General features: G+C 29.0%; 25 protein-coding genes. 3 read left to right on the top strand and 22 right to left on the bottom strand.

Translation table 11 applies throughout. From position 1 onward, the window contains the following. Positions 1-23: 23 nt before the first annotated feature. From OW763_RS11490 to argC, 3 genes are all read right to left on the bottom strand, one after another. Positions 24-1,310 carry an L-cysteine desulfidase family protein gene (locus OW763_RS11490; RefSeq protein WP_268041285.1) on the bottom strand — a complete coding sequence of 429 codons (1,287 nt, stop codon included), beginning with the start codon at positions 1,308-1,310 and terminating at the stop codon, positions 24-26. 346 nt (positions 1,311-1,656) lie between these two features. Continuing rightward, positions 1,657-2,874 carry a bifunctional glutamate N-acetyltransferase/amino-acid acetyltransferase ArgJ gene (argJ, locus tag OW763_RS11485; protein WP_268041284.1) on the bottom strand — a complete coding sequence of 406 codons (1,218 nt, stop codon included), beginning with the start codon at positions 2,872-2,874 and terminating at the stop codon, positions 1,657-1,659. 18 nt (positions 2,875-2,892) lie between these two features. Next, positions 2,893-3,930: an N-acetyl-gamma-glutamyl-phosphate reductase gene (gene argC / locus OW763_RS11480; protein ID WP_268041283.1), complete on the bottom strand. Its 1,038-nt coding sequence runs from the start codon at positions 3,928-3,930 to the stop codon at positions 2,893-2,895. A 297-nt stretch (positions 3,931-4,227) separates the two neighbouring features. Here argC and OW763_RS11475 point away from each other — a divergent pair, with 297 nt between their 5' ends. Next, positions 4,228-5,391, top strand: a complete 1,164-nt coding sequence (locus OW763_RS11475) for an aspartate aminotransferase family protein (protein WP_268041282.1) — start codon at positions 4,228-4,230, stop codon at positions 5,389-5,391. 198 nt (positions 5,392-5,589) lie between these two features. Here OW763_RS11475 and OW763_RS11470 read toward each other — a convergent pair whose 3' ends face one another. Both OW763_RS11470 and OW763_RS11465 read right to left on the bottom strand, forming a co-directional pair. Next, entirely contained in the window at positions 5,590-7,344 is a 1,755-nt protein-coding gene (locus tag OW763_RS11470; RefSeq protein WP_268041281.1) for a sigma-54 interaction domain-containing protein, read from the bottom strand. Positions 7,345-8,147: 803 nt separating this feature from the next. After that, entirely contained in the window at positions 8,148-8,831 is a 684-nt protein-coding gene (locus tag OW763_RS11465) for a TIGR00266 family protein (protein WP_272507434.1), read from the bottom strand. Positions 8,832-9,125: 294 nt separating this feature from the next. Between OW763_RS11465 and OW763_RS11460 the strand changes: the two genes are divergently transcribed. Together OW763_RS11460 and OW763_RS11455 are read left to right on the top strand one after the other, a co-directional pair. Further along, positions 9,126-9,740, top strand: a complete 615-nt coding sequence (locus OW763_RS11460) for an epoxyqueuosine reductase QueH (RefSeq protein ID WP_268041280.1) — start codon at positions 9,126-9,128, stop codon at positions 9,738-9,740. Between the two features lie 133 nt (positions 9,741-9,873). Beyond that, entirely contained in the window at positions 9,874-10,665 is a 792-nt protein-coding gene (locus OW763_RS11455) for a rhomboid family intramembrane serine protease (RefSeq protein ID WP_268041279.1), read from the top strand. Positions 10,666-10,754: 89 nt separating this feature from the next. On the opposite strand, the gene pdxT is transcribed toward OW763_RS11455, so the two are convergent. The 17 genes from pdxT to OW763_RS11370 all read right to left on the bottom strand — a co-directional run bounded on the left by pdxT (position 10,755) and on the right by OW763_RS11370 (position 25,881). Next, positions 10,755-11,330 carry a pyridoxal 5'-phosphate synthase glutaminase subunit PdxT gene (pdxT, locus tag OW763_RS11450; RefSeq protein ID WP_268041278.1) on the bottom strand — a complete coding sequence of 192 codons (576 nt, stop codon included), beginning with the start codon at positions 11,328-11,330 and terminating at the stop codon, positions 10,755-10,757. Between the two features lie 2 nt (positions 11,331-11,332). Then, the gene (gene pdxS / locus OW763_RS11445) at positions 11,333-12,205 is read right to left on the bottom strand and encodes a pyridoxal 5'-phosphate synthase lyase subunit PdxS (protein ID WP_268041277.1); all 873 of its coding nucleotides are present in this window, start codon (positions 12,203-12,205) and stop codon (positions 11,333-11,335) included. Between the two features lie 267 nt (positions 12,206-12,472). Next, positions 12,473-12,847 carry an aspartate 1-decarboxylase gene (gene panD, locus OW763_RS11440; protein ID WP_268041276.1) on the bottom strand — a complete coding sequence of 125 codons (375 nt, stop codon included), beginning with the start codon at positions 12,845-12,847 and terminating at the stop codon, positions 12,473-12,475. Between the two features lies 1 nt (position 12,848). After that, entirely contained in the window at positions 12,849-13,703 is an 855-nt protein-coding gene (gene panC / locus OW763_RS11435) for a pantoate--beta-alanine ligase (RefSeq protein ID WP_268041275.1), read from the bottom strand. A 31-nt stretch (positions 13,704-13,734) separates the two neighbouring features. Next, a complete protein-coding gene (gene panB, locus OW763_RS11430; RefSeq protein ID WP_268041274.1) occupies positions 13,735-14,562 on the bottom strand; it encodes a 3-methyl-2-oxobutanoate hydroxymethyltransferase in 828 nt (275 codons plus the stop codon). A gap of 1 nt (position 14,563) precedes the next feature. Beyond that, positions 14,564-15,445, bottom strand: a complete 882-nt coding sequence (locus tag OW763_RS11425) for a Rossmann-like and DUF2520 domain-containing protein (RefSeq protein ID WP_268041344.1) — start codon at positions 15,443-15,445, stop codon at positions 14,564-14,566. A 307-nt stretch (positions 15,446-15,752) separates the two neighbouring features. Next, positions 15,753-16,667, bottom strand: a complete 915-nt coding sequence (locus OW763_RS11420; protein WP_268041273.1) for a sensor histidine kinase — start codon at positions 16,665-16,667, stop codon at positions 15,753-15,755. A gap of 13 nt (positions 16,668-16,680) precedes the next feature. Further along, complete coding sequence (locus tag OW763_RS11415; protein WP_268041272.1) at positions 16,681-17,427, bottom strand: ABC transporter permease; 747 nt, start codon at positions 17,425-17,427, stop codon at positions 16,681-16,683. Next, entirely contained in the window at positions 17,420-18,343 is a 924-nt protein-coding gene (locus OW763_RS11410) for an ABC transporter ATP-binding protein (RefSeq protein ID WP_268041271.1), read from the bottom strand. The genes OW763_RS11415 and OW763_RS11410 overlap by 8 nt, the downstream gene beginning before the upstream one ends. A gap of 89 nt (positions 18,344-18,432) precedes the next feature. Next, positions 18,433-19,128, bottom strand: coding sequence for a response regulator transcription factor (locus OW763_RS11405; protein WP_268041270.1), 696 nt, complete (start codon positions 19,126-19,128; stop codon positions 18,433-18,435). Positions 19,129-19,266: 138 nt separating this feature from the next. Next, positions 19,267-19,875, bottom strand: a complete 609-nt coding sequence (locus OW763_RS11400; RefSeq protein ID WP_268041269.1) for a TerD family protein — start codon at positions 19,873-19,875, stop codon at positions 19,267-19,269. Positions 19,876-19,985: 110 nt separating this feature from the next. Continuing rightward, entirely contained in the window at positions 19,986-20,564 is a 579-nt protein-coding gene (locus OW763_RS11395; RefSeq protein WP_268041268.1) for a TerD family protein, read from the bottom strand. Positions 20,565-20,624: 60 nt separating this feature from the next. Then, positions 20,625-21,206 (bottom strand): TerD family protein, encoded by a 582-nt coding sequence (locus tag OW763_RS11390; protein ID WP_268041267.1) that lies wholly within the window; start codon positions 21,204-21,206, stop codon positions 20,625-20,627. A 132-nt stretch (positions 21,207-21,338) separates the two neighbouring features. Then, on the bottom strand, positions 21,339-22,139 hold the full coding sequence (locus OW763_RS11385; protein ID WP_268041266.1) for an HAD family hydrolase: 801 nt from the start codon (positions 22,137-22,139) through the stop codon (positions 21,339-21,341). Next, positions 22,136-23,248 carry a cysteine protease StiP family protein gene (locus OW763_RS11380; RefSeq protein ID WP_268041265.1) on the bottom strand — a complete coding sequence of 371 codons (1,113 nt, stop codon included), beginning with the start codon at positions 23,246-23,248 and terminating at the stop codon, positions 22,136-22,138. The genes OW763_RS11385 and OW763_RS11380 overlap by 4 nt, the downstream gene beginning before the upstream one ends. Before the next feature lie 17 nt (positions 23,249-23,265). Beyond that, positions 23,266-24,702, bottom strand: coding sequence for a phosphoribosyltransferase family protein (locus OW763_RS11375; protein ID WP_268041264.1), 1,437 nt, complete (start codon positions 24,700-24,702; stop codon positions 23,266-23,268). A gap of 9 nt (positions 24,703-24,711) precedes the next feature. Further along, on the bottom strand, positions 24,712-25,881 hold the full coding sequence (locus OW763_RS11370; RefSeq protein ID WP_272507432.1) for an HpcH/HpaI aldolase/citrate lyase family protein: 1,170 nt from the start codon (positions 25,879-25,881) through the stop codon (positions 24,712-24,714). Positions 25,882-25,910 lie beyond the last annotated feature (29 nt).

The following is a 25,910-nucleotide window of genomic DNA, read 5'->3' as shown; positions in this document are numbered from 1 at the left end:
CTCCTTTTAATAATATTAATCATTTATACACTTATAATACTTGTCATAACTTCATCAGCTTTATAAAATCCTTCTCTACAAAGTGTTCCAAGGTTTTTTATTGTTTCTTCTACAGTTTGTCCAAGTATTCCTGTTTTATTAGGAACAATAACATCGTCACATGCAATAGCCGCCGCAATTATTGATTCTGCTGAAGAAGTTGATAATTTAAGAGCACAACTTTCTTTTGCTCCATCACATACCATTCCAGTAAGATTTGCTAACATATTTTGAACCGCACCTTCAATTTGTTTATCATTTCCACCTAAAAGCCATGCTATAGCAGCACTTGCACCTATTCCTGCAGCTATGGCACATCCACATATTGCAGAAAGCTTTCCTGTATATTTTTTTACAAAATTATTTATTGCATGTCCAAAAAATATTGCTCTTTGAAGTCTTTCAATTGGAGCCTCTATTTCTTCTGCCATGACTGAAATTGGAATTACTACACCAAGTCCTTGATTCCCACTACCTCCGCTTGTCATAATAGGACAGTTTCCACCACTCATTCTCAAATCACAGCCTGCAGCTGTTAAAATTCTAGCTTTTATAGACACATCATTACCTATGACGCCTTTCTTTTGAAGTTTTAACAATGAAGCTCCCCATCTTACGCCTTTTTCTTTTTTAAGTCCTTCTTCAGCAGCGTTTCTATTCATTTTAACACCATCAATTACAAAATCAAGTTCTTTTATATCTATAGTTTCTGCAATCTCTCTAATTTGCTTAAATGTCATTTTCTTTAAAATCTCCGAAGAATCTTTAGCTGTTTTTTTTACATTTTCTTCAAATACAATCTCTTCATTAACTTTAATCTTTTGAATATGAGTATGTCCTCCACTTAATACTACACTAACTTGATTATCTTCACCTTCAATATCTATTTCAACAAAAACATCTTCGGAATTTGAAACCGTGGTTACTGTAACCATACTATCTTTTAGCATATTTTTAGCATCCTCTACATATTTGGGCGTAACGTTTTTAAACACAAATAATCCCTCTTCAGCATCACCACATAAAACTCCCAATGCAGCTGACATACTCATTCCACATTCTTCTGTATTAGGTATAATAACTGACTTACCATTTTTAAATATATTATTACTTACTTTTACATTAATTTTTTTTATTTCACCCTTTAAATACTTTTTAGCAGTAGCTGCTGTAAACGCCACTGCTACTGGTTCAGTACACCCTATAGCTGGTTTAGTCTCTCTTTTTACAATCTCTAATAATGCTTTTTCCATTTGTTTATTTTCTTTCATCTTTATTTCTCCCTTCGTTCTAATAACATCGTTATCTATTTATAAACAGCAAAATTCATACCAAAATCTCAAACCTGTTAATAACTATATTTTAAATAAATAATTTAATTTTAATTTTGCAAAAATAAAAGTCTTATACCTATAAATAATATTTTATAAGTACAAAACCTTTAATAAGCTAAAACCTTAAATTATTTTGTTTTTTGCATTTTTGCAAATACTTTTCTCATTTTTACAAATTAATCTTTTATATTTTATTTGCTTAAATTATATTCTTACACTATTTTTTCAAAGATATATTTTGCACACAAAAATAAGCCACTCTATTGAATGGCTTATCCCAAAATTAAGTTCTATATTCCCCATTAATTTTTACATACTTATATGTGAGGTCACATCCCCAAGCTTTTGCAGCATATTCTCCTTCATTTAAATTAACGTAAATTACTATTTTCTCTTGTTCTAAAATCTTTGATGCTTTCTCTTCATTAAAGTATATATTCATACCGTTCTCAAAAACCTTTATTTCTCCTACTAAACTTTTAAACTGCACATCTACTTTATTAGGATCAAAATCTGCTCCTGAATACCCAACAGCACATACAATTCTTCCCCAATTTGGATCACTTCCAAATAAAGCTGCTTTAACAAGATTTGAAGAAACAACAGACATAGCACACATCTTTGCACTTTCCAAATCTTTTGCATTTACAACCTCCACCTCTATAAGCTTTGTAGCCCCTTCACCATCTCTGGCCATTTTCTTTGCAAGTTCCTTGTTTACAAAATCTAGCGCTTCTTTAAAAATTATAAATTCTTCATTTTCACTGTCAATAAGTTCATTTTGTGCTGCTCCATTGGCAATGCAAATCATCATATCATTTGTGCTTGTATCTCCATCTACTGAAATCATATTATAGGAATCTTTAACACTAGCCTTTACAACCTTATTAAGCATAGCTTTACTTATATTTGCATCTGTTACTACAAAGCTAAGCATAGTTGCCATATTAGGCTTTATCATTCCAGAACCTTTCGCTATTCCGCTTATCAATACTTTTTTACCACCTAGGAGAATTTCTACTGTTATCTCTTTAGTTTTTGTATCTGTTGTCATTATAGCTTCTACAGTATTTTTTCCCCCTTCATTAGATTTTAAAGCACAAACATTTTTAATTCCATTCTTCATGATGTCCATAGGTATAGATACTCCAATTACTCCCGTTGATGCTTGAAGCACTTCCTTTTCATTAAGCCCTAATTCATCGGCAGTTATTTTTGATATAACTTTAGCATCCTCAAATCCTGCTTCACCTGTACAAGCGTTAGCCTGACCACTATTAACAATAATAGCTTGAGTATTTTCATTTTTTATATATTCCATATTTAAAATTACTGGTGCTGCTTTAACCTTATTTGTAGTAAAAGTTCCAGCTGATACTGCTTTCTTTTCACTATATATAAGTGCTAAATCTTTTTTACCACTCTTTTTAAATCCCGCTGCAATTCCAGCCGTTTTAAATCCTTGTACATCAGATATAGATTTATCTTTTAATATTTTCATATTTATTCTCCTTTCTTATTAAATTGCCATTGAAAGAATATTTATTCCTTCATTTTCTTCTAAACCAAACATCAAATTCATATTTTGGACTGCTTGCCCAGCCGCTCCTTTTATCAAATTATCTATAGCTGATACTACAATAACCCTTTTTGTTCTTTCGTCAACTCTTATACCTATATCACAAAAATTACTTCCTCTAACATTTCTAGTTTCTGGCAATTCATCTGCAATTCTTATAAAATACTCGTCCTTATAAAATTCTTTATAAATTTTATATATTTCCTCTTGTGATATATTGTTTTTAAGTTTTCCATAACAGGTAGCTAAAATACCTCTATTCATAGGCACTAAATGTGGTGTAAAGTTTAGTATAATTTTTTCACCCGCCGCTTTTGATAATTCCTGTTCTATTTCAGGAGTATGTCTATGTCCAGTAACTCCATAAGCTTTTATCGATTCATTACACTCTCCATATAGAGATGTAACTTTTAATCCTCTACCTGCTCCAGATACTGCAGATTTTGCATCAATTATTATAGAATCTATTTCTATTATTCCCTTATTTAATAATGGATATAATGCTAATATACTGGCAGTTGTATAACATCCAGGATTTGCAACAAATTCAGCCTTTTTAATCTTATCTCTATAAATTTCTACAAGTCCATATACCGCATCTTTTAATAATTCAGGAAACCTCTGCTCTAATCCATACCACTCTTCATAACATGCAGATTCATTCAATCTAAAATCAGCTCCTAAATCTATAACCTTAACGCCTTTATCCAAAGCTTTTTTTACTATATTAAAAGATTTACCATGAGGTAATGCTATAAACAATACATCTATTTCTTCTAATTTTTCTTCCATTTGATGTATACTTATACATTTATTTTGTATAATCTCCGTATAATTATTATATATTTTCGAAAATTTTTCTTCTGCATAAGTATGAGAAACCAAAAATTCTATTTTTACATGTTTATGATTATGCAAAAACCACACAAGTTGTTGACCTGCGTAACCTGTAGATCCAACTACAGCCCCTTTTATCATAGAATCACCCCTTAAAATATATAAACTAATTATACACGTTAACGAATATTTATGCAATATTTTTCGTTGTTTTCTTTAATTATCTTTAAATTTCCTTGACTTTCTTATTGCATATTTATAATTTTTGAAGTATAATTATTCAAAAGTTATTTTAAACAATCAAGGATCGATATTATATATGATTAATAAAAAACACTTATATCTGTTGAACTGTAAAAATGATGTTCGCTCTCTTCTTACTTAATAAGAATTTTAATAACTTTGGAAGCACCATAAATTTAAAAGGATGTGATAAAAATGTCAAAAACCAATATAATGAATACTTATGGAAGATTTGATGTTAGCTTCGAAAAAGGTATAGGAACAAAATTATATGATGACAACGGAAAAGAATACTTAGACTTTGTTTCCGGAATTGCAGTTAATTGTCTTGGACATTCAAACCCTGTTGTAGTTAATACTATTAAAGAACAAAGTTCAAAACTCATGCATATTTCAAACTATTATTGGAACTCAAATAACATAAAACTTGCACAAAAACTATGTGAAAATAGTGACCATGATCAAGTATTCTTCTGTAATAGTGGAACAGAAGCAATTGAAGCTGCTTTAAAGCTTGCACGAAAACATGGAAAAATAATTGGAGAAAACAAATATAAAATCATATATATGGATAACTCCTTTCACGGTAGAACTATGGGAGCACTCTCTGTAACAGGACAAAAAAAGTATCAAAAAAATTTCGCTCCTTTAATTGGAGGAGTTGAAAGTGTTCCTTTTAATAATATAGAAGCCATAAAAGAAATCATGGATGATACTGTTTGTGGAGTGATTTTAGAACCTATTCAGGGTGAAGGCGGCATTATATCCGCTAATGTAGAATACTTAATGGAAGTAAAACAACTTTGTGAACAATTCAATGCTATCCTTATTTTTGACGAAGTACAATGTGGTATTGGAAGATGTGGAAGTCTTTTTGCATATGAAAAATTTGGTGTAATCCCAGATGTTGTATGTATGGCAAAAGCTTTAGGTTGCGGCTTCCCTATAGGAGCTATTCTTGCAAATAAGAAAGCTTCTTCAGCATTCGTACCTGGTGATCACGGTACTACCTTTGGTGGAAACCCATTAGCATGTGCAGTATCATACGCTGTTCTTACTGAACTAATAGATGGTGGAATTATATCCTCTATTAATGAAAAAAGTAACTATATATTTAACAAACTTAATAAATTCAAAGAAAAATATCCAATAATTAACGAAATAAGAGGAATAGGTCTACTAATAGGTGTATGTATTTCTAGCGATACTAAGAAATTTGTTAATGAATGTTTTGCTGAAGGTCTACTCCTTGTAAGTGCTGGTAAAGATGTCATTCGTTTTCTACCACCTTTGAATGTATCATTTGAAGAAATAGATTCAGCATTAGCTATTTTCGAAAAAGTTTTATCTAAATCATAATAAAAGAAAAGTGCAACGCACTTTTCTTTTATTATGCTAACTTTCACTTAATAAATTTCATTGTGAATAGCATCTTAAAATTTCTCTTTAACTATATTTTAAGCTTATTCTCACCCTTAAAAGAAAATTTTTCAAAGCAATGAATAATGAAATTTACATGTAGCTATCTAATCTTGTAATTATACCAATTTTTTAGTTTTATAAATTATATTTTTTTAGTTTTCTATATAATGTAGAAAGTTCTATTCCTAATTCTTCTACAATTTTACTCTTACCCTTAACATCATTCCCATACTTCTCGATCATAGCTATCAGTAGGTTTGCTTCATAACTTTCTACTCTGCTCTTAAGACTCAGTTTACTTTGCGATTCATATTCATAAAGTCTTTGCTGCACTGTAACAGGTAAATTTTGTGGTGTTATTATTTCTTCTTCTGTTATATTAACCAAATATTCTATAACGTTTTCAAGTTCCCGTATATTCCCTGGCCAATTATATGTCACAAATATATCCTTAAGTTCATTAGAAAATCTTTTGTTTTCTTTTTCAAGCCTATCACAAAATTTTCCAAGTAAATATTCACTTAAAAGAAGGACATCTTGTGATCTTTCTTTTAAACTTGGTAAGAAAATAGGTATTACATTCAATCTATAATATAAATCTTCTCTAAACTGTCCATTTTTAACCATATCTTCGAGATTCCTATTAGTTGCAGCTATAATCCTAACACTTACAGAGATTTCTTTTTTTCCACCAATTCTTCTGAATCTTTGTTCCTGAAGAACTCTTAAAATTTTAGGTTGAAGATGAATTGGCATATCTCCAATTTCATCTAAAAATATAGTACCGCCATTTGCTAATTCAAATTTTCCCATCTGCCCTTCCCGTCTAGCACCAGAAAATGCTCCTCCTTCATAACCAAACAACTCACTTTCAAGAAGATTATCTGGAATTGATGCACAATTTATTGCAATAAAAGGCGCTCTACGTCTATTACTTTTATAATGTATAGCTCTTGCAAAAAGCTCTTTTCCCGTTCCACTTTCTCCCCTTAAGATAATAGTAGAATTACTTTTAGCTATATTTTTTGAAATATTTTTTACATTTTTTATACTTTTACTTTCACCTATTATATCTTCAAATTTTACTATTTTTTCTCCTTCAATAAGCTTATATGCATCACGAACTTCATCGCTAGTCTTGTTAACCTCAATTATATTACTAACTTTTTTCCCTTGAAAAATAACAGGATTACTTTTAATTGTTAAACTAATTTTTTTTCCATTTACATTAATTTTCTCAGTATTATACTTAACTCCAGTTAATTCTAAATCTATATTAGGTATAATTTCTTTTACAGGATGATTAATTATATTTTCTTTAATAGTCTCAAAAATTTTCTCAGCTTTTTTATTCGTATACTTTATCATACCTTTACTATCAACACATAAAATCCCATCACTTAAACTATCTATTATTTTATTAGTCTCTTCTGTTTGAATTTTAAGCTGTTTTATCGTTTGACTATAGATTATATTTCCAAGTAAAATAACACTCAGTTTTTCAAGAAAAATCATTAAAGAATCATAGTTTTCTCTAATTATCTTTTCCTGTTCTTCTCTAAAAGAATTTATTCCTATTACCCCTATTACCTCATTACCTTTAAATATTGGATATCCTATAGTGGAAAATTCATTACAGGTAGATTTTGCAGAACACTTTTCACAAATATGATTAGAGCGAAATTTATCTGCATAATTGGGTTTCTTTTCATTTAACACAAATTCGAACAAACATTTTTTAGGTATTTTTTCGCCTATACAATTTTTATATTCACCAGTAGCAGCTACTCTCATTAAATCTTCATCAACAATAGTAACATCTACATGTAGTACTGCAGCTATAGCTTCTGCTACTTCTTGTACAGATGTTCTTATTTCTTTCAAAGACATCCTATTTCCCCCTAAACAAACCTTAGATTATATAGCATTTGCTATTTACTTACTTAAATTATATTCTTACACTATTTTTTTGTCAAAAACATATGTTACTGCGATTGTATTCAATTACTATCGTTAAAAAAATATAGACTTCACCTTATATATCTCTAACTACATTTCTTTAATTATATTTTTTACATCTTTAATAAATTGTTAGGTTAAACTATAAATATCTTTAATTGAATTATTAATTAGATATAAGACTGGAGAAACAAATAATGAATAAAGAAGTTATTTCTAACTTAAATGACCTTAAAATCTTATAATAACTTTACGCTAACCCTACTTTTTATATTTATACATTCCTTTGCACATTTTTTATATGATTATTGTATATTTTGATAAATTACTTATTTATATTTATTTTTTTGAATTATAATTATTTTTTCATTTCACTTCTTGAATATTTATTAAATTTATGGTATAATTATTCAAAAGTACTTGCTAATCACTATGAACTATAATAATATGAAAAATCGTTTATTTAATACTTAACGTATCAAAAGTAAATACTATATAAAAATCTTTATTAAAATCATGCTAATTTTCTTTTTATTATATATATTCCCCAAAAGGAAGCTTCTAAAACAGTTAGAAGCTTCCTTTTATAGTTTTGTTTAAATACCTGAAAAAATAACAATAAAAAAATCTACAGCTAAATTTTATCTAACTGTAGACTTTCTTTATATTAATTTAAAATTTCACCTTAATTTCATTAACTGGTTAATAAAATAATGTTACCTCTGAATATATTATTATTTTGATGGTATAAACTGTCTTACCCATTGTCCAAATCCTTGAGGGTTTCTTGTTTGGATGTATACTCTACCAGGTCCTTTAAATCTACATACAAGTCCTTCTCCTGAAGTAAATGATGATACCCAACCTTTTGAAGCTTTATCTATTGAATATTCCATTGTTTCTGGCCATGCAACAAGATGCTGATTATCTATAATCACTTCTTGACCCGCTTCTATATCTAATGGATGTATTGATCCATAAGAACTTACAAATAAAGTTCCTTTACCACTCACCTTAATTACAAAAAATCCTTCCCCTGAGAAAATTCCTTTTGCAAGATTCTGCATTTTTGTTGAAACATTAAGGCTATCTGAGCCTGCAAAAAAACCATCTTTTTGAACTACATAAGATGTCATTCCATCCATTTCTAAAGCAGTAACATCTCCTATACTTGCTGGTGAAAGTAATACCTCTCCCATTCCACGAGAAGCTTTTAAAGTTTGAAAGAAAAACTTTTCTCCAGACAAAAGTCTTCCAAATCCGCCTTTCAATCCACCTTCTAATTTTCCATCTACATCAATAGTATTGCTCATTGCTACCATTGCACCTGATTCTGCTTTAATAGATTCTCCTTGTCCAAGTTTTATCTTTAGCATTGTATTTGCTCCTCTATAAAGAAGCTCATAATTTATCATCATTGTACTCTCCCCCTACTTTCATTATCTTTTGTTTTTTTACTTTGTTTTTTATTTTCTTATTTATGTATATTTTAACATATCTATCTTAAGTATAGTTAATGTAAATATTTAATTTAAGCTATATTTAAGATATATTAGCTTTATTAAATATAAATACTTATTAAAAACTAATTTTTGTAACAATATTAAAACATATAAAAAATCAAAGCACCTTCATAGTTGACAGCAACTTGATTTTTTCTTTATACTTTTATAAGATTATAAATTATAATATACATAAAAGAGGATGATAAAATGAAAATAAATTATCAAAAGATTTTAGATGAAAAACTAAAAGAAATAGGTACTCTAAGAGAAACACCTTCTCTTTTTTTACACAGCTGTTGTGCACCATGCAGCAGTTATGTTTTAGAATATCTTACAGAATTTTTTAACATTACAGTGTTTTATTATAATCCTAATATTCATCCTGAATATGAATATAGGAAAAGAGTTGAAGAACAAAAGGAATTCATAAAAAATTTTCCTGCTGTAAAAAAAATTGATTTTATTGAAGGTGACTACATTCCTGAAGAATTCTTTAACTTAACAAAAGGATTAGAAAAGGAAAAAGAAGGTGGTATTCGCTGTTTTAAATGTTACGAATTCAGATTAAAAGAAACTGCAAAACAAGCAAAGAAATTGGGCTTTGATTATTTTACTACAACTTTATCTATAAGTCCTCATAAAAATGCTGAAAAACTAAACAAAATTGGCGAAAGAATCAGTGAAAAATTTGAAGTGAAATTTCTTAACTCAGATTTTAAAAAACGTAACGGATACAAACGTTCTATTGAATTAAGCAGCGAATATAATTTATACAGACAAAATTACTGCGGATGTATTTATTCACAAACAAATATAACTTAATTGAGAAATTTATATAGTGAAATTTTTAATTATACACTTTTCTTAACTAACTGATTGTGAAAACTGTGGATAACTTTCTATAAATTCATTAAGTATGTGTAAAAAACAATTAAAAATTGAAAGGAGTGTAATTATGCACTGGTTTGATAAACTTGAGAGGAAATTTGGTAATATTGCTATAAGAAATCTTATGATGTACATTGTTGCCTTAAACGGTCTGGTATTTCTTTTAACTTATGTTAATCCAACATATATTAATACGCTAACACTAGTACCTGACTTAATTATGAAAGGTGAAGTTTGGAGACTTATAACTTATATATTCATACCACCAGCTTTTTCTCCTATTTGGATTATATTTGTGTTGCATTTTTACTATATGGTAGGAATGTCATTAGAGCATGAATGGGGAAGTTTCAAATTTAACCTTTATTATTTTTTAGGCATGCTTGGAACAACCATTCTTGCATTTGCATTTGGAACTACAGGTACACCTTTTTACATAAATTTATCTCTATTCCTAGCATTTGCACGTATATATCCAGATTATCAATTATTATTATTCTTTATTTTACCTGTAAAAGTAAAATATTTAGCTATAATTGATTGGATTTTTATAATACTTACAATAGTATTTGGATCTTTTTCAAGTAAACTTGCTGCAATAATTTCCATAATTAATTACTTTATATTTTTTGGAAAAGATATTATTAAAAGAACTAAAACTAATAGACAAGTTTATTATAATCGCAAAAACTTTAGAGATAAACTACCAAAAGAAACTACAAAACATAAATGTACAATATGCGGTATAACAGAAAAAGATGACCCTAACATGGAATTTAGATACTGTTCAAAATGTAATGGATACTATGAATACTGTATGGAACATTTGCATAATCACGAACACATAAAAAACATATAATGCATTTTACACATTATATGTTTTTTAACCGATTAAAAGTTAGAAATCATAATAAAACAAGTTTTATTTTGTATATATATAATTATATTTTAACTAAAAAAGCTATTAATAAAATATTTATGAAGTAATTGATTATCAGTTAACTCTGGATGGAAAGAAGTTACTAGCATATTTCTCTCTCTTGCAGCAACTATTTTTCCATCAACTTTTTTTATAACCTTAACTCCATTTCCTATTGTCTCTATATATGGTGCTCTAATAAAGACTAATGGAATAGGCTCATTGCAAATTTCTGGTATACTTTCTTCTACCACAAAACTACCTAATTGACTTCCATAAGCATTTCTTTTTACGTCTATATTCATAAGTTTAAGATGGGCATCTTCCTCACCGTCTATTTCCTTTGCTATTAAAATCATTCCGGCACAAGTTCCCCATACCGGCATTCCTTTTTCTATCCTATCTTTTAATATAGAATCCATTTTAAAAGCTTTTAGAAGTTTTCCTATAGTTGTGCTCTCTCCACCCGGAATAATTAATCCATCTATTTCATCTATTTGGTGACCATATTTAACTCTAACTGGTTGTACTCCTTCAATTTTGTCCAACATTTCTATATGTTCTATAACAGAACCTTGTAAATCCAAAACCCCAACCTTAATCATTTTTACCATCCTCTTTTAGCAAACTCTGTATCTAATTTACTAATCTCCAATCCAGCCATTGGCTCTCCTAAATCTTCTGAAACCTGAGCTATAACTCTAGGATCATTATAATATGTAGTAGCTTGTACTATAGCTCTTGCTCTTTTTTCTGGATTTGAAGATTTAAATATTCCTGAACCTACAAACACCCCATCACAACCTAACTGCATCATAAGCGCTGCATCCGCAGGAGTAGCAATTCCTCCAGCTGCAAAATTCACAACAGGTAATTTACCATTTTCAGCTACATATTCAACTAAATCAAATGGTGCTCCCATTTCTTTAGCTGCTGTCATCAACTCTTCTTTTGGCATAAGTTGAAGCTTTCTAATTTCTGAACTTACTGTTCTCATGTGTCTTACAGCTTCAACAACATTACCTGTACCAGCTTCCCCTTTAGTTCTTATCATAGAAGCACCTTCTCCAATTCTTCTTAATGCTTCTCCTAAATTTCTAGCCCCACAAACAAAAGGTATCTTAAAATCTTTTTTATTTATATGAAATAAATCATCAGCAGGTGTTAAAACTTCACTTTCATCTATATAATCTACACCTAGCGCTTCAAGAATTTGTGCCTCTACTAAGTGACCTATTCTTACTTTTGCCATTACTGGTATAGAAACAGCTTCTTGAATTCCCTTTATCATCTTAGGATCAGACATTCTAGCAACTCCGCCTTGCTTTCTAATATCAGATGGAACTCTTTCTAACGCCATAACTGCTACCGCTCCAGCTTCCTCAGCTATTTTAGCCTCTTCCGGATTAACAACATCCATGATAACTCCACCCTTAAACATTTGTGCTAAATTCTTATTTAATTCATATCTATTTTCCACTTTAAATTCCTCCCCTAATAATATAATCAGATACATTGTACGTACAAACTTTAATCCCCATGAGTTAATTCAATTATTTAACAAATTAGGCTTTTCGTCAAATGTACCGATACATTACCTTATGCTAAGAATGCTACGTCGCAATATTCTTAATCTTTGAATCAAAGTTATCCACAATTTTAAAAATTTATAAACTCCTATAGAATAAAAGGCTGTTGGTAAATTTCATTAACCAACAGCCTAAAGTTATGCTAATACTATTATTTTTTAGTCATTAGATTCATAATTTGTTATTTCATTTATAGTATTATCTTCATTTACAAAAACAACTACTGGCTTATGCTTTCTTGCTTCTTTTTCATCCATCTGACAATAAGTCATTATTATTATTTTATCTCCTGGCTGAACACATCTTGCAGCAGCACCATTTAGACACATCACTCCACTATTAGGCTTTCCACTTATAGCATAAGTTTCAAATCTGCTTCCATTATTTATATCTACAATTTGAACCTTCTCATTTTCCAATATATTTGCTTTTTCCATTAAATTTTTATCTATTGTTATACTTCCTACATAATTTAAATCAGCTTGTGTTACAACTGCTCTATGAATTTTACTTTTCAACATATTAATCATCATACTACTTTTCCTCCATTTCGAATGTAAAATTATCTATTAGCCTTGTTTTTCCAATAAATACTGCTATAGCTATTAATACTGTTTTTTCTATTTTTTCAACAGGTTTTAAATCTTCACTATTTATAATTTCTATATAATCTATTTTTGATAATGTTTCTTTATTAATTTCTTCTTCTATAGCTTTCTTAATTATATTTGTATCTCTTTCTCCATCTTTAAGACGTTTTTTTGCTCGTCTTAAGCTTCTGTTTAGTGAAAGAGCCTCTTGCCTTTCTTCCTTTGACAGATAAATATTTCTTGAACTTTTAGCCAGTCCATCTTTTTCTCTAACAATTGGACATCCTACTATTTCTATATCAAAGCTTAAATCTCTAACCATTCTTTTAATTACAGCTAATTGCTGAGCATCTTTTTCACCAAAATAAGCCCTATCTGGAGTTACTATATTAAATAACTTTGAAACTACCGTGCATACACCACTGAAATGACCTGGTCTTTTTGCCCCACATAATCCATTTGTTAATCCTTCTACTTCTACATTAGTACATCTATCATCAAAATACATTTCAGATGGTTCAGGATTAAAAATCAAACTTGCTCCTGCACTTTCACAGACCTTTTTATCATGTTCCAAATCTCTTGGATAAGTATCTAAATCTTCATTTGGTCCAAATTGTGTTGGATTAACAAAAATACTAACAATAACTCTATGATTTTCTTTTGATGCTCTTTCAACAAGACTTTTATGTCCATCATGAAGGTACCCCATCGTTGGTACAAGTGCTACTGATAGTCCTTGTCTTCTCCATTGTTTTATATATTCTCTAACTTCTTTTATTGTCTTTACAGTATCCATATTAATCAGTGCTTACGCACCTGCCCCCTTTTTAATATAGTTTTTTTAATGTTTCTTCATCTATCTTAAAGCAGTGCTCTTTTGATGGGAACACACCTTCTTGAACTTCTTTTATATATTCTTTAAAAGCCACTTTCATCACATCTCCAATATTTGCATATCTTTTAATAAATTTAGGTGTAAAATCAGAAAACATGCCAAGCATATCTTGATAAACAAGTATTTGCCCATCGCAGCCTGCACCAGCTCCTATACCAATTGTAGGAATAAAAATTTCTTTAGTAATTAATTCTGCAACCTTTGCTGGAACACATTCAAATACAATAGCAAACGCTCCTGCCTTTTCTATTTTCTTAGCATCTTCTATAAGCTGTTTTGCTGCATCTTGTGTTTTGCCTTGCACCTTAAATCCGCCAAATATGTTTACAGATTGAGGAGTAAGTCCAACATGTCCCATTACAGGTATTTGAGCTTTAACGATAGCTTCTATTTGTTCACACACAGCAGCTCCTCCTTCTAATTTCACCGCTTGTGCTTCTCCTTCTTTTATAAGTCTTCCTGCATTTTTAACTGCATCATAAACAGAGGTTTGATATGACATAAAAGGCATATCTGCTACTACAAGAGCATTCTTTGCTCCTCTCGAAACAGCTCTTGTATGATGAATCATATCTTCCATAGTTACACTTAATGTATCTTTATAGCCAAGACAAACCATTCCAACAGAATCTCCAACTAAAATTCCATTTATACCTGATTCATCTACTAATTTTGCAGTAGAATAATCATAAGCTGTAAGCATGGTAAGCTTTTCCCCATTTAATTTGGCAGTTTTAAATGTAGCTGTACTATTCTTCATCCTAAATTCCTCCTAAATAGTCTTGTAATCTTTTGTAATCCCTGTCTGAATTCTTCTTTTTAGAAATCTCTAAAAGATTTTTTGATAAGATCTTATACATTTGCAGATCCTCTTTTGGAATAGCCTCAATATGCTGTTTAACTGTTCCACTATCGCCTCTTTCTATTGGGCCTGTTAAAGCGTTTACAAATCCCTTGCTTTTTAAATTGCTTATATTACTTTCTATTAAAGGAAAGAGTGCTTCTAGTGCATCCTCTTCTCTAACACCACACTGTTGAAGATATGTGCAGCCTAGATTTAGTAAAGACAACACTAAATTTGAAACAGTAACATTAGCAAGATGATAAAGTGAATCTTTATTTTCATCACGTACAATAAACTTATTACCTAAAGATTGAATAAGTTTTTTAATATCATCTAACTTTTCTCTACTTCCTTCAATTGAAAAATAAGCATCTTTTAAATTTTTATATGTTGTATATTTATTTGGAAATGGAAACATAGGATGAATAGAATATCCGAACACACCTAAGAGATTTAAATTTGAAAAGATATTTGAAGATAACGAACCACTGGTGTGGCATATAATTTTTTCTCTTAAATCAAAGCTGATTATTTTCTCACATATGCTAAGAATTGCATCATCAGGAGTTGTAATAAATATTGTATCACTATCTTTAATTAAACTTTCTAGATTGTTATATGCTTTTGTTTCTGTAAATTCTGCAGCTTTCAATGCAGACCTATAGGTTCTGCTATAATAGCCCGTTAATTTAACATTATTTAGTGAAAAATATTTTCCTAGGGAAAAACCTACTTTTCCCGCCCCAATAAATCCGATCTTCAATGCATCACTCCTTTGCTTACTTGAATAAGAAGTGATACAAAAATCAACCCTTTTGTTTGTCTACTACTTGACTGTCTCATTCTTTTGATATGAGCAGAAATAATCACTTATAAAATTATAATTCGGTGTAGTTCCTTATTGATACTACCCATCCATTTTAAATTATAATATAAAATATTATCTTATAAAATATTTTATATAAAATTAATAATAATTATATCAAACCGTTGTCGATTTTGTCAAATTATTGTCGATTAATTGTAAATTAAAAGATGGTGCAACAATGCACCACCTTACTAAACTTTATATCAATAAACCATTCTATAATTTTACTTTCATAAAATTATTCTAACCTTCTATACATTTTCCATTTTATCATTATACTAAGCTTGCCCTGTGATAACTCTACCCAAATTGTGTGTCCCATTTGTTCTACTAATTCTTTTGTTATAGCAAGTCCAAGCCCAGTACTTTTACCAGTCCTTGCATGATCAGCTGTGAAAAATCGTTCAAATAAATGTTTTGCATCTTCCTCATTTAAATTAGGTGCATCATTTGTAAAAGTTGTAATAAGACAATCACTTCTCTGTTTCAATGATATAGATACAAATTCCTTACCATATTTTATCATATTTTGTATTAAATTTGAAATTATTCTTTTTACTGCATTTTCATCAACAATAACTAAGAATACCTTCTCATCAATATCAATAATAGGTTCTACTCCTCTACTCACAAAATCATTGTAAAATGAAACTATTATCTCACTCATTATATTGTATAAATTTAGTGATTTAAGTTCAAATTCATACTCATTTGCCTCCAGCCTCGATAAATCGTAAAAGCTAGTTATTAAACTTTTTAATGATTTTGTTCTATTTTTCACTATGTCTATATATTGTTTTTTTTCATCTTGGGATATATCATTCTCTTCCATAAGTTGCATATATCCCATTATTGATGTAAGTGGAGTACGCAAATCATGAGATATGTTTGCAATCGCCTGCCTCAATTCTAAATCCATACGTTTATATTTAGCTTGATTTTTCTGTTTTTCTTCTAAAGTTTTATTTATTTCTAAAGATAACTTTTCTAATTGTTTTCTACTTGAACCTAGCAGTATTTTTGAATTAGTCTTATTCTCATTAATTTTATTTAACTCATTGGTTACATTTTTAATCTCCATATTCAATAAAATATAGCGTGTACCAAATATACCTATACCAATAATAAGAAAAATTATAATTAAATACTGCATAAAAACTCTCCTTTTATTTTACTTCCATCTTTTTAACATATAACATAGTTAAAATTGTAAAAATTATAATATATATCAGTCCCACTACACTTGCAAAAATTAAAGTATCATTTGTTACTGATTGTACTGATAAATTTCTAAATTGAGTTGTAATAAGAATATCCTTTACACATTTGAATTTATCAGAAACTAATAGTTCAAGTAAACTAATAATACTCCTTATCATAAAAAACACACCTGCATAAACGAATGCAAATACTGTGCTATTCTTAAAAAAGAATGCTAAAAATGTACCTACTGATATAGCTGCAATCCATAATATTATTGACACTAATAATCTTAATATAAAATCATTTAATATATTTATTGAAAATTGTTCTCCAATCCCTAATAGAATCGCTCCGCTTCCTAAAAATACAGTTAGTATAATACAAACTGATATAATACCAAGAATAACTGCTGTAACTATTTTTGATAAAACCAACTTGTTTCTTGAAATACCAAAAGAAACAACATTTTTTAATGTTTGATTCTTTTGTTCTTCAGCAGTAGTCATATCAATCATTGGTAGTACTAAAAACAAACCTGTAGTTAAAAAATTATTTAAAGCTTCAAATAACATAGTTAATTCTACATTTGTACCATAATTAAATAAAAGTATATTAAGTATTAGCGATAATATGGCTATTCCTACTGTATAAACCCAAAAATATTTCCTATTAAAATTTCTATAAAGTTCTGCTTTTATATAATTAAGCATGATGAGCACCTCCAATTAATTTAATAAAGTAGTTTTCTAAATTTACCCCAACATTATTAATTGAAGATACTATAACTCCATTATCTATAAGAGTCTTATTTACTATTCCTGGAGCATCTATTCTCTCATATAATCTTATTTCATTTCCATTTAGAACTTCATATTCACTACATCCAAGCTGTTTTTCAATTATAACAGAAGCTTTTTCTGTATTATCTACTTTCATTGCTATACAACTCTTGCATTTCTCTTCTAATTGTTTTGCTGATATTTGTTCTAGAAACTTACCGTTGTTGATAAATCCATAGGTAGTTGCAAGCTGTGAAAGTTCTCCTAATATATGACTAGATATAATTATTGTAACATTTTTTTCTCTGTTCATTTTTAATAATATTTCTCTAAATTCTACGATTCCTTCAGGATCTAATCCATTGATAGGTTCATCTAAAATAAGTAAATCTGGACTTGCCATTAAAGTAAGTGCTAAACCTAAACGCTGCTTCATTCCAAGTGAAAAGTTTTTAAATTTTTTAGTTCTAACGTCCTGAAGCCCTACAAATTCAAGAACCTCATCTACACATTTTTTTTCTAAAATTCCTCTTTGTATTCTATAATACTCAAGATTTTTCTTTGCAGACAAATATGGAAAAAAACTTGGTGTTTCAATTATACATCCCGTTCTCATTCTTGATTTATTTAATCCACCGTTTGATGTTTCACCAAACATTTCAATTTCTCCACTTGATGGTATTGTAAGTCCACTTATCATTTTAAGTAATGTAGTTTTACCAGCTCCATTTCTACCAACGAGACCATATATTTCACCTTGTTTTATCTCTATATTTACATTGTTTACAGCTAGATGCCTACTATATTTTTTAGTAAGATTTCTAGTTTTAAGTACTGTTATTGACATTTAAGTTTCCCTCCTCATTTCTTGCATGATTATATATTAAAATATAATCTACAAGATAACCTAAAGAAAAACTTAAGAAAGTCTTAAGTTTAATCACTCATTTTAAATCCAATTCCCCACACAGTGTGAATATATTCTGCATCAGAATCAATTTTAGCTAATTTTGAACGAAGATTGCTTATATGAACATTTACTGTATTGTCATCTCCTAAAAATTCATCATGCCAAACCTCTTCAAATAAATTAGCTTTTGTAAATACTTTATTAGGGTAAGACATTAAAAGTTCCAATATAGTAAATTCTCTTGCTGTAAGCAAAACATGCTTACCTTTAAGTTTGACTTCTACAGTTTCACGATTCAAAATTAAATTTTTATGTTTTAAAATAATTTGCTTCTCATTTACATTTGAAAACACCATATACCTTCTTAACTGTGCTTCAACTCTTGCTAAAACCTCTTTAATATCAAAAGGCTTTGAAATAAAATCATCTGCACCAAGCTTTAACACTTCTATTTTTATATCCTGTCCAGGTTTTGCAGAAATAACTATAATAGGTATAGTTTTTATTTTTCTTATGTGTGAAATAAGTTCTTCTCCACTTACACCAGGCAGCATTAAATCAAGTAAAACAAGTTGAAAGTCATATTGTTCAACACACATTTTGGCTTCCGAACCTGAATAAGCTCCTCTTACGTTATATCCTTGTTTACTTAACATTTTACACAGAAGATTATTTATATCAGTATCATCTTCAACTACCAATATATTTATATTATTATTCATACCTAATTCACCTCTTTATTTACACGTTAAATAAATTGAACCTCAGCGTTTATATGCATCCTCAGGCTTTCATTTTTTCAATAACACAAAATAAGAATATTGCAAAGCAATATTCTTTATTGTTACACAATATTCTTATTATTTATATCTATTAATCATTTCTCCTATACTCTTTGAACTATCTCCTTCACCTGTTGCTGCAAACTTCCATTCATTTCCGTGTCTATAAATTTCGCCTACATATAATGATGTTTTGTTTGCATAATCATCAGTTAAATTATATCTAAGCATCTCTTGATTATTTGAACTATTTACAATTCTTATGAAAGCATTTTTTATCATTCCAAAATGCTGTTTGCGTTTTACACAATCATAAATATTTACTACAAAAACTAATTTATTTATATCTTGTGGAATTCTTTTTAGCTCTACTTGAATTTGCTCATCGTCTCCATCTCCATCACCTGTAAGGTTATCACCCATATGAAGAACACTTCCACTTTTATGTTTTAAGTTACCAAAATAAATTATTTGTTCTTTTGATCTTATTCTATCATTTTCATCTAACATAAATACAGATGCATCACAATCTACATTTGGAGAAGTACTTCCGCCAAATATACCACCTAATAATCCTTTACTTTTTTGCTCTACAGGATCCCATCCGAGCCCAACCATTATTTTTGATAAACTATCATTATCCTTTGTTAAGCTAATTCTTTGACCCTTTTGTAAATTAATAGCCATACTTTACCTCCCATTTATTAGGTACTAGGTGCTATGGTAAATTCCTAGTACCTAACTAACTCCTATTTCCTAACACCTTTTTTTCTAGTACCAAATCCTAGTACCTTGTTTTAAGCGTCTAATCCGTAATTTTTACAAAGTGCAGAAAGTCCACCTTGAAATCCGCTTCCCACAGCACTAAATTTCCATTCTCCATTATGACGATATATTTCACAGAATACTAAAGCAGTTTCTATTGAAAAATCTTCTGATAAATCATAACGTAAAACTTCTTCTCCAGTTTCTTTATTGACTAATCTTACAAAAGCATTTGAAACTTGCCCAAAACTTTGGCTTCTATTTTCAGCATCATATATAGTTACTGTAATTGCTATTTTACCAATATCTTCAGGTATTTTAGAGAAATCAATTATAATTTCCTCATCATCGCCTTCTCCTTCACCTGTTCTGTTATCTCCAGTATGTGTAACAGCACCACTTGGATCTTTTAAATTATTATAAAATACAAAGTTTAAATCCTTACTTACCCTTCCATCATTTCCAACTAAAAATGCAGAAGCATCTAAATCAAAATCCTGTCCACCATCATATTTATTTGTATCCCATCCTAACCCAATTATAGCCTCTTTTAATCCTGGAACTTCTTTTGATAAATTAATTTTTTGACCTTTTGATAAATTAATTCCCATTTTAACTCCTCCTTTAGAACCACTCAACTAAATTGCTTCTAAACTTTAAACTAATTTAAATTATCCAATATTTATTCCAAAATTGCCGCAAAGTGCACCAAGTCCACCTTCAAATCCACTTCCTACAGCACTAAATTTCCATTCTCCATTATGACGATATAATTCACCAACTACTGTTGCTGTTTCTATACTATAATCTTCACTTAAGTCATATCTTATTAATTCTTCATTAGTTTCTTCATTAAAGATTCTTATAAAAGCATTCGAAACCTGCCCAAAATTTTGACTTCTAGCCTCAGCATCATGAATAGTTACTGTAAATGATATTTTTTGAATTTCTGCAGGAACCTTATCTAATTCTATTTTTATTTGCTCATCATCGCCTTCTCCTGCTCCTGTACGATTATCACCAAGATGTTCTACTGATCCTGAAGTATTTTTTAAATTATTATAAAAAACAAAGTCAGTATCTGCTGTTACTTTTCCATCTGCTCCAGTTAGGAAAGCAGCTGTATCTAAGTCAAAATCATTTCCACCATCATATTTATTTGTGTCCCAACCTAATCCTGCTATAACTTTTTTTAAACCTGGATTTGTTTTAGTTAAATCTACCTTTTGTCCTTTTTTTAAACTAACAGCCATATTATTACCTTCTTTCTTTTATTTTCTACATATTTATTCTATTTTAAAATTATGAAATTTTTTACACTGTAATATTATTATAATAATTCTGAATTTAAAAATCAAATATTGTAGGTTATTGTAGAATCTTTATTATACTAGGTTTTCTACAATAGATATTATTTCCTCTGATGCATTAATTCCAATTCTTTCAGTCATAGTAATATGTTTCTGCTTTACGTCATTTTTCTCTATTAACTCTTTTAATTCACCATGAGCTGCACATATGGAATAATCTGCATTAATCAATAATGGATAGTCCAAAAAAGAATCTCCTGCTGATATTATTTTTTTCTTTTTTTCCTTATTTTTTATATATATAAGTGCTGACCACTTATTCACTGGTTCAGGAACTAAATATAATTTTCTTGTTTGAAGAGATACTTTCCAATGATTTTTTTCAGCCCATTGTTTAAAATTTTCTAATTCTTCAATATCAATTAAATTCTTATCCTTAAAATGAATACTAAAAAACAAACCATCTCTAAATATCATTTTGTTAATCCACGATGTATCCTTAAAATTTTGAAGAAATCTCTTTTCTATAAATCTATAATTTATTATTTTATCTACATCTGTTTTTATTTTATTTCTCCATTCAGTGTCAATTTGACCATCTATTAATATATTTCCTCCATTACTCACAATAGCATATTTAGGTTTAATTTCATCTTTAATTCCAAAAATCCTATTATACTGATCAATAGTACGAGTAGTAACAGGAATAAATAAAACCTTGTTTCTTAGTTTTTTTAGTTTATTTATTACACTTTCTTTCATAAAACTAAGTTCTTCTCCTAAATATCGTTCAACTAATACACTATTTTTATCATTTTCTTCTATTAATCTTCTACTATAAATCAGTGTACGATCTAAATCAGATGCAAAAATCACTGTACGCTCCCCTTTACTTTTGATTTTATCAATCCACAACAAGAGTAAGTCATATTCTTATACTCTTCTACTGGAACTTTTTTATTCTCTGCAAGAATCAAAATATGCTTAAGATTAGGGTTATTTATATCATTGACAAGTATTTTCCAAGGTATTCTCCTCAAAAGCACTCTTGTAGTTTCCCCTACCCCTGGTTTTACTAAATTAATATTTTTTATTTTATACTTATCCTTTATCTCGTTTACTTCTTTAATTCCTTTATTATAAATTTTCATATCCAATTTATTGAGTTCATCCTCAATATCAGTCTCTTTAAAACATTTTGTTATTGTATCTATAAAAAATCTTGAAACATCCTTATCTATCCATTTTCTATAGTATTTTGCTCCATGGAAATCATCTTTTCCTATAATATCATCTCTTAAAACAGTTCTGCTAACCAACCCAGATACAGTTGAATTTAAACAAGCTGATGGAATTAAAAAGTCCTCTCGTGTTCCATATAGCGATACACACTGAGCTGGATCTGCTAAAACCGCTAGTTCATCACTTATTTTCATGCCATACTTCTCATAGAAATCTTTCATAGCCTCATTTAATACTCTATTAATTGCTCCTTTACCTGTCCATCCATCCACAAATTGTATATCTTCTGGATTATGATAATTAAGTATATACTTTATTCCATTTTCGTCTATTCCTTTTCCTCTTATTATGGATATACTATAATGAGGAAACTTCTTCTTATATTTTATTTCCAAATATCTTTTTATTAAAATCCCAATAGGTGTTCCTGCTCTGGCTAAAGATACAATAACTACATTATCTCCTTTTTCCTTATATATTAATTCTCCTACCACTGCTGCCGCCCTTGCGACTTTATATTTTGTATGCTCCAGTGTTTTATAAAATATATTCATATATTCTTCTGTTGGAAAATATTCTATAGGAAGCATTTCGGAATAATGACCACCATTTTGCATAATCATTTCTCTTTCTTCATTGCTCTGTTCCTTTATCATTCCAGAAATATCTTTTAAAAGGAATTTAACATCTTCAGCTAAATAGCTTCCCATAGGAGCAGGTTCTTTTATACCTTCAAATCTCATTAAAGTACTCCTCCTCACTAATTCTTTAGGAAATATACAAAATTTATCTTTAGAATTCCTACATTTTGAAACAAATTAACCAATTCTCTTTTACTGCTATCATCTATCTGTCTTTCCGTTACAAATATAACTTCACTATACATTTCTTGTTGTACATTATACAAATAATTCATAACATCTTTATCAAAAGGATTTTTAAATATTGCTGCACTTTTTACTGCATAATTTTCTTCTATACTAGAGTATATAGGACTTCTAGTAGTGGATTGATATCTTGCCCCATCTATTTTCGAAGCCATAACCATTGGTGTATACATAAACTCTTCTGTACCCAATACAAGAATATTATCCTCTAAAGGTCTCATTACATTAACTATTTTATCTAATTTACCCTCAATGACATTTAGTTGCTTAACATTCATTCCAAATCTTCCACTAAAATTTAAATAATCATATATTTTTCCTTCTCCACCACATAATTTTCTAGTAAATGTCTTATACTTATCTGTTTTAAATAGATAATTTCTTACTGTAGTAATTTCTTCTGAATTTTTAGCTTTGAATAAACAGTTCCTATTAAATTCAGCATATAAGACACCATCTTCATAATAACTTTCATAAAACTCATTTATTTCCATATCCTCACTATTTTGATATTCTACTTTCATATCTTCTATAGAAGGACTATCACATTCAACTTCTCCCTTTAACAATGAAATAACATCTATTTTTATTTCTAACTCATTCTCAGCAATTTTATACTGATTCATATATTCTTCTGTTCTCCAATCTAATATGGAAACTACAACGTATTCTTTATTAGGATATTTTTTATTTATTGCTCTTATTAAATTTAAAGCTGTTTTACCTGTTGTAATCTCATCATCTACTAAAACAACTCTTTTAAATTTTGATAAAAATTCTTCTTTTAAAGGATAACAAAAATGACTTGTTGCATGTGAATGTTCTTCTTCAAAATCAAAAGCAGAATTACATTCTAAAAGTTCATCTCTAGTTGTATGAATATAAAAAACATTCTCACCTTGAAATTGTGAAAACACAGTATTACCAAGAGCTGTAGCAGTTTCAGCAAATCCTATAAAAAGAGTGCTTTCTTGCATGAAAATTAAATTGTTATTTGTGTAACCAATTGCTCTATCTAAATTTATTTCGTCTTTTAAAGCTTGAACTATTAATTTAGTATCAAAATCTTGTCTATAAGTATTTTGTATTTTTTTTGATAACATAATTCCTAATAATTTTCCTGTTAACATAGCTTTTTTAGGGTTTAGAGGAATATGTTTTCCTAAAAGTGTACTAACAAATAAGAAAGCTCTTTTAGGATTTTTTCTTGCAGCCATTAAAAATAAATCTTTCAATTCAAAATCGAATGGGTTTTCTGAAATTTTAATATCCACATTAATTTTATTCAAAATATTTAATCTATTTTTCATATTATCCCCCTAGAATAAATCAACATAGTTCTGAGTTTCGTTCAAAACTCCATACACATACGCTCTTCTCAAAATTTTATTTGCCCAATTTAAATGAGGATTAACTTCATTCATCTTATTGTTATATGTGCTTTTATATGCCCCTTTTTTTTGAGCTTCTGAAATTGCAACAGCATCCTCATACTCTTCCTTTGTAACAACATATAAAGCATTTACAACTGAAATATGACTTGGATGAATTATAGTTTTACCAATAATTCCATTAGCCTTGTCTAAAACTACTTCTTTTATAAGTCCATCTATACATCTCTCTACATAATACTTTCTTTTTTCAATACCATCCTGTCCTAAATGTTCACGGAAAGGACTTCGTCTTAATTGAGGCTTTAGCATTCTATTGTCTGGATTAGAGTTAAAATATTCCCATACCGCTCCTGATATAGTATGCTCATTATCTGCTCTTGAAAATATATTAATTATATCTGTAATACAATCACGTATCACACATATATCATATATACTATTGTCCATATTTCTTCTAATTGAATAAAGACCTAAAAAATCAGTACCACCAATACGAATATTCAATATATATTGTTCGAATTTAGATATCATATTTTTTATTTTTATCAATTCTTCTATTCTAGTTTCTTTGTATATTACATTTTTAGATTCTAAAATAGGCATACAATACATTTCACGAGACATTCCTTCATTAAACTTTTTTAGAATATCCAAGTATTCTTCTCCATTGTTAGAATCAAACTTTGGGAAACAGAAACCAGTTATAGGCTCAAAAACCTCTTTTTGATTTAACAATCTACTAAATTGCTCTGTATTTCTTACTCTAATAAAAATCAAAGGAAGATCTTCTTCTTTGCATATATTTTCTTTTAACGCCTTTGTGATTTCAATACAAACTCTTATTACATTTTTCTCTGCTTCTTCTACTCTCTCTTCTGGAATAGAATCTTCTAAACACAATACTAAAGAAGTTAATCTTTCATATTTATTCTTTAAAATAACATCTACAATATCATCTTTTATAGCTGGCATATATAATGTTGCTCCTAGTGCTAACGATAAGTACTCTTTAGGTATGTCTTTCGTAAATTCTGCAGGCTTTTTATAAAAAACTTTTTCTTTTTCAGTTTCACTTAAATCACTAAAAAATCTCAAATTTATCACCACCCAATTAATTCAGTTGA

It is taken from the genome of Clostridium aestuarii (genome assembly GCF_026735135.1).
In the GTDB taxonomy this organism is placed as follows: Bacteria; Bacillota; Clostridia; order Clostridiales; family Clostridiaceae; genus Clostridium_H; species Clostridium_H aestuarii.
The sequence above is the reverse complement of the archived record's forward strand: the minus strand, read 5'-3'. Positions and strand labels throughout refer to the sequence as shown.

Coding starts and splice junctions, on each gene's coding strand:
- OW763_RS11400 (WP_268041269.1), bottom strand. CDS start 19,875: ATGGCTATTAATTTACAAAAGGGTCAAAGAATTAGCTTAACAAAGGAT.
- OW763_RS11390 (WP_268041267.1), bottom strand. CDS start 21,206: ATGGCTGTTAGTTTAAAAAAAGGACAAAAGGTAGATTTAACTAAAACA.
- OW763_RS11380 (WP_268041265.1), bottom strand. CDS start 23,248: ATGAGATTTGAAGGTATAAAAGAACCTGCTCCTATGGGAAGCTATTTA.
- OW763_RS11470 (WP_268041281.1), bottom strand. CDS start 7,344: ATGTCTTTGAAAGAAATAAGAACATCTGTACAAGAAGTAGCAGAAGCT.
- OW763_RS11410 (WP_268041271.1), bottom strand. CDS start 18,343: ATGTCAATAACAGTACTTAAAACTAGAAATCTTACTAAAAAATATAGT.
- OW763_RS11395 (WP_268041268.1), bottom strand. CDS start 20,564: ATGGGAATTAATTTATCAAAAGGTCAAAAAATTAATTTATCAAAAGAA.
- argC (WP_268041283.1), bottom strand. CDS start 3,930: ATGATAAAAGGGGCTGTAGTTGGATCTACAGGTTACGCAGGTCAACAA.
- OW763_RS11375 (WP_268041264.1), bottom strand. CDS start 24,702: ATGAAAAATAGATTAAATATTTTGAATAAAATTAATGTGGATATTAAA.
- OW763_RS11405 (WP_268041270.1), bottom strand. CDS start 19,128: ATGAATAATAATATAAATATATTGGTAGTTGAAGATGATACTGATATA.
- argJ (WP_268041284.1), bottom strand. CDS start 2,874: ATGAAAATATTAAAAGATAAATCTATATCTGATGTACAAGGATTTAAA.
- OW763_RS11475 (WP_268041282.1), top strand. CDS start 4,228: ATGTCAAAAACCAATATAATGAATACTTATGGAAGATTTGATGTTAGC.
- panC (WP_268041275.1), bottom strand. CDS start 13,703: ATGGATACTGTAAAGACAATAAAAGAAGTTAGAGAATATATAAAACAA.
- panD (WP_268041276.1), bottom strand. CDS start 12,847: ATGATGATTAATATGTTGAAAAGTAAAATTCATAGAGCAGTTGTAACA.
- pdxT (WP_268041278.1), bottom strand. CDS start 11,330: ATGATTAAGGTTGGGGTTTTGGATTTACAAGGTTCTGTTATAGAACAT.
- OW763_RS11465 (WP_272507434.1), bottom strand. CDS start 8,831: ATGATGATAAATTATGAGCTTCTTTATAGAGGAGCAAATACAATGCTA.
- OW763_RS11420 (WP_268041273.1), bottom strand. CDS start 16,667: ATGCAGTATTTAATTATAATTTTTCTTATTATTGGTATAGGTATATTT.
- OW763_RS11455 (WP_268041279.1), top strand. CDS start 9,874: ATGCACTGGTTTGATAAACTTGAGAGGAAATTTGGTAATATTGCTATA.
- OW763_RS11490 (WP_268041285.1), bottom strand. CDS start 1,310: ATGAAAGAAAATAAACAAATGGAAAAAGCATTATTAGAGATTGTAAAA.
- OW763_RS11415 (WP_268041272.1), bottom strand. CDS start 17,427: ATGCTTAATTATATAAAAGCAGAACTTTATAGAAATTTTAATAGGAAA.
- panB (WP_268041274.1), bottom strand. CDS start 14,562: ATGAAGAATAGTACAGCTACATTTAAAACTGCCAAATTAAATGGGGAA.
- OW763_RS11460 (WP_268041280.1), top strand. CDS start 9,126: ATGAAAATAAATTATCAAAAGATTTTAGATGAAAAACTAAAAGAAATA.